Origin of the sequence: Actinokineospora sp. (genome assembly GCF_050699995.1) — a bacterium.
Classification (GTDB): Bacteria; Actinomycetota; Actinomycetes; order Mycobacteriales; family Pseudonocardiaceae; genus Actinokineospora.
Genome location: NZ_JBOHGC010000122.1, coordinates 1 through 3,009, shown reverse-complemented (window position 1 = coordinate 3,009; position 3,009 = coordinate 1). Strand labels below are relative to the sequence as shown.

The 3,009-nt window shown below is 68.5% G+C and carries 3 protein-coding genes; 2 read left to right on the top strand and 1 reads right to left on the bottom strand.

Going from position 1 to position 3,009, the window contains the following annotated elements; genetic code table 11:
• On the bottom strand, positions 1–304 hold a 304-nt coding region (locus ACRDSQ_RS06915), incomplete at its 3' end, for an ECF-type sigma factor (protein ID WP_431419743.1).
• Positions 305–490: 186 nt separating this feature from the next.
• Here ACRDSQ_RS06915 and ACRDSQ_RS06910 point away from each other — a divergent pair.
• A complete protein-coding gene (locus tag ACRDSQ_RS06910; RefSeq protein ID WP_431419742.1) occupies positions 491–1,417 on the top strand; it encodes a hypothetical protein in 927 nt (308 codons plus the stop codon).
• A 10-nt stretch (positions 1,418–1,427) separates the two neighbouring features.
• Positions 1,428–2,813 (top strand): arylsulfotransferase family protein, encoded by a 1,386-nt coding sequence (locus ACRDSQ_RS06905; protein ID WP_431419740.1) that lies wholly within the window; start codon positions 1,428–1,430, stop codon positions 2,811–2,813.
• The last annotated feature ends 196 nt before the right edge of the window (positions 2,814–3,009 follow it).

The following is a 3,009-nucleotide window of genomic DNA, read 5'->3' as shown; positions in this document are numbered from 1 at the left end:
TCGCGGCGTGCTTTCGCTTGGCATTGTCGAGGAGGATCTGCCGCATGGCCGTGGAGGCAACGGCCAGGAAATGCGGGTAACTCCACCACTGGGGCGCCGACTGGTCGACCAATCGTAGATAGGCCTCATGGACGAGGCCGGTCGTGTTCAGCGTTTCCTCTTCGTTCCAGCGCTGCCTCTGCCGCGCGGCAAGCTCGCGCAGCTCATCGTAGACGAGGGGAAGCAACTCGCCAAAGGCCTGTCGATTCCCACCCCTCAGCTCATCCAGGAGGTGAGTGACCGTCTGCTGGTCGGGACCGCCCATCTCGGTCGGCCTTCCAAGCGAAAAGGAGGGTTCTTGGGGTGCACATCAAATGTACTCATCGCGCGAGCGGGCTACACCTGCTCCGAGCGTGAGGGGATCGACCCGGGGTTTGTCGTATTAGGGATGGACGATTCGCGGAGCCGCTCCCGGCAGACCGCCGGGAGGCGCCTTCCAGGGAGGAGACTCATGCGCCCCCGCCCCCGCCTGCTCCCGTATGGCCTTGTCGCCCTGGCGTCATTCGGCTGCGGCGACTCCTCCGAGCCCTCGCCGGTCAACCTGCGGGTGTCGGTGCCCACCACCGGCGTGGACCGGGACGCGAGCTACGTCGTGCGGGCCGGCGCCGGGCCCCCGCACACGACTCAAGGGTTGCTCCTTCTGTCCCTGCCCCCGGGGGAGCACGATGTGGTGCTCGGCGGAATCGCCCCAAACTGCGCGGTCCAGGGCCCCGACTCGGTGCGCGTGACCATCGCGCTCGACCAGGTTGCTACGGTCGCGTTTCAGGTCGAATGCCGGGCGGTGACCGGTGCGATCGAGGTGGCAGCGCCGACCTCGGGGCGGGACTTCGATCCAGACGGATACGACGTGCACGTGGATGGCGTCTCGACAGCCCGCGTTTTCGCTGGCGGCTCAGTCGTGGTCGAGGAGGTGCTGCCGGGAAGCCACGTCGTCAGGCTGGACGAGTTCAGCGCGAACTGTAGCTCGAGCGACTCGCCGAGTCGAACGGTGGTGGTGACGGCGGGCGGGCTCACCCGTGATACCGTCCGCACCGCGCTTGAGGTGTCGTGCCAGGGGGTCACCGGTGACGTGCTCCTGACCACCACGACCGCGGGCGCCGACCTGGACCAGAACGGTTACACGCTGATGCTCGATGGCGAGCTGGTGGTCCTGCCGCCCTGCGGGTTCTACGACTACTACTGCGAAGAAGGGACGCTCTTCCTGGAGCCGAACGGGGATCGCTTCTTCGCCCAGGTTCCTCCCGGCGACCACACCTACCAGCTCGGCGACATCGCCTCGAACTGCACGGTGAACGGGAGCAATCCGCGGACGGTGTCGGTCGCCGTCGGGGAGACCTCCGCTCTCCTGTTCGACGTCAGCTGCACCGACGTTCCCTGAGGACGCCGCGATGCGCTGCACCGGCTGCGCTATCGTGCTCGTGCTCCTTGGCGGTTGCCTGACCGAGCCCGGCGAGCTTGCGGCACCACCGGCGCCGGTGATCGATCGCGCGGACCCCTCGCCCGGGTCGGGCAACGCCCTGAGCGCCGCGGTCGCGGTACGCCTCCGGTACGCCGACAGCGCGATCGTGCGGTTCGGCACGGTGCACGGCGCGGCGCTCGACAGCGCCACGCCCGCCGTGAAGGTCGAGGGCGACTCGGCGCTCATCCCGGTGCTCGGTCTCCTTCCCGGAACGGCATACGCGCTGCGAGTGACGGTGTACGGCCCGGGCGGCGTGGGCAGGAGCGAGCTGCTGCACGTCACGACCGATACGCTCCCCTCCGATCTGCCCCGCTACGCCGCTGGCGGAGCCGATCCGTCTCCCGGCTACCTGGTCTTCGCGGCGGGCGGGTACGGCCTCGCGATAGACAACACAGGACGGATAGTCTGGTACGTCCGGCTTCCGGATCCGGCGACGCTCAACTTCCAGCCGCAGCCGACGGGGCGGTACTACACCCGTCCGATCGCGGCGGACCAGGGGAATCCTGCGCCGTGGCTGGAGATCGATCCGCTCGGCCGGGTGACCCGCACGCTCGGTTGCGCCCGCGGGCTCGTGCCCCGGTTCCACGATCTGATCGCGGTGCCGGACGGGTCGTATTGGGTGATGTGCGACGAGACCCGAACGATTGACCTCTCGGCGGTCGGCGGTGTGGCGGGAGCGCAGGTCACTGGCACGGTGATTCAGCACATGAGCGCAGCGGGAGGGCTCCTCTTCGAGTGGCGCCCGTTCGAGCACTTCGAGATCACCGACCTCGACGCCGCCGGCCGCGCCGGGCCGAGCGTCAACTGGACCCACGGGAACGCTCTGGACCTCGATGCCGACGGCAACCTGGTCGTGTCGTTTCGGAGCTTGAGCGAGCTGACCACGATCGACACCCGGACCGGCGCCGTGGTCTGGCGGATGGGCGGCCTGCGCAACCAATTCGTGTTCGGGGAGGCGCCGCCGCCGTTCTCTCGCCAGCACGGGGTCAGGCTGACGGCCGGGGGCGACCTCCTGCTGTTGGACAACCTGGGTCACGCCGCCGGGAGCCGGGGCGAACGGTACGCGGTCGATCCCGCGACCAGGAGCGCGCGGCTGCTCGTGTCGTATGTCCCGAGCGTCCCGACTGTCGCTGCTCTCGGTGGGACAACCCAGGATCTACCGAACGGCCATACCCTGGTCGCATTCGGGAACGGCGGGAGAGTGGAGGAATACGACGCGGCGGGGCGGATGGTGTGGCAAATCGAGGGGAATGCCGGGTACGTCTTTCGCGCCCAGCGCATCCGTTCGTTGTACACTCCTGGCGTCGGGGATTGAGCCTGGACCGACGACCAGCCCGCTGGACCATCGACCACAGGTTGACCTGACCGACGGCCGGGACCCTCGGCGCGAATTGAGACCTGGCTTCGCCGAGCGTATCGTTCGGGTGTCTTCCGTCCCGTGCCCACTAATGAACGATTCCGCCATCCTACCGACTCGAGCCGATGGACCCCGGCGGATCACCGCCGCCGAG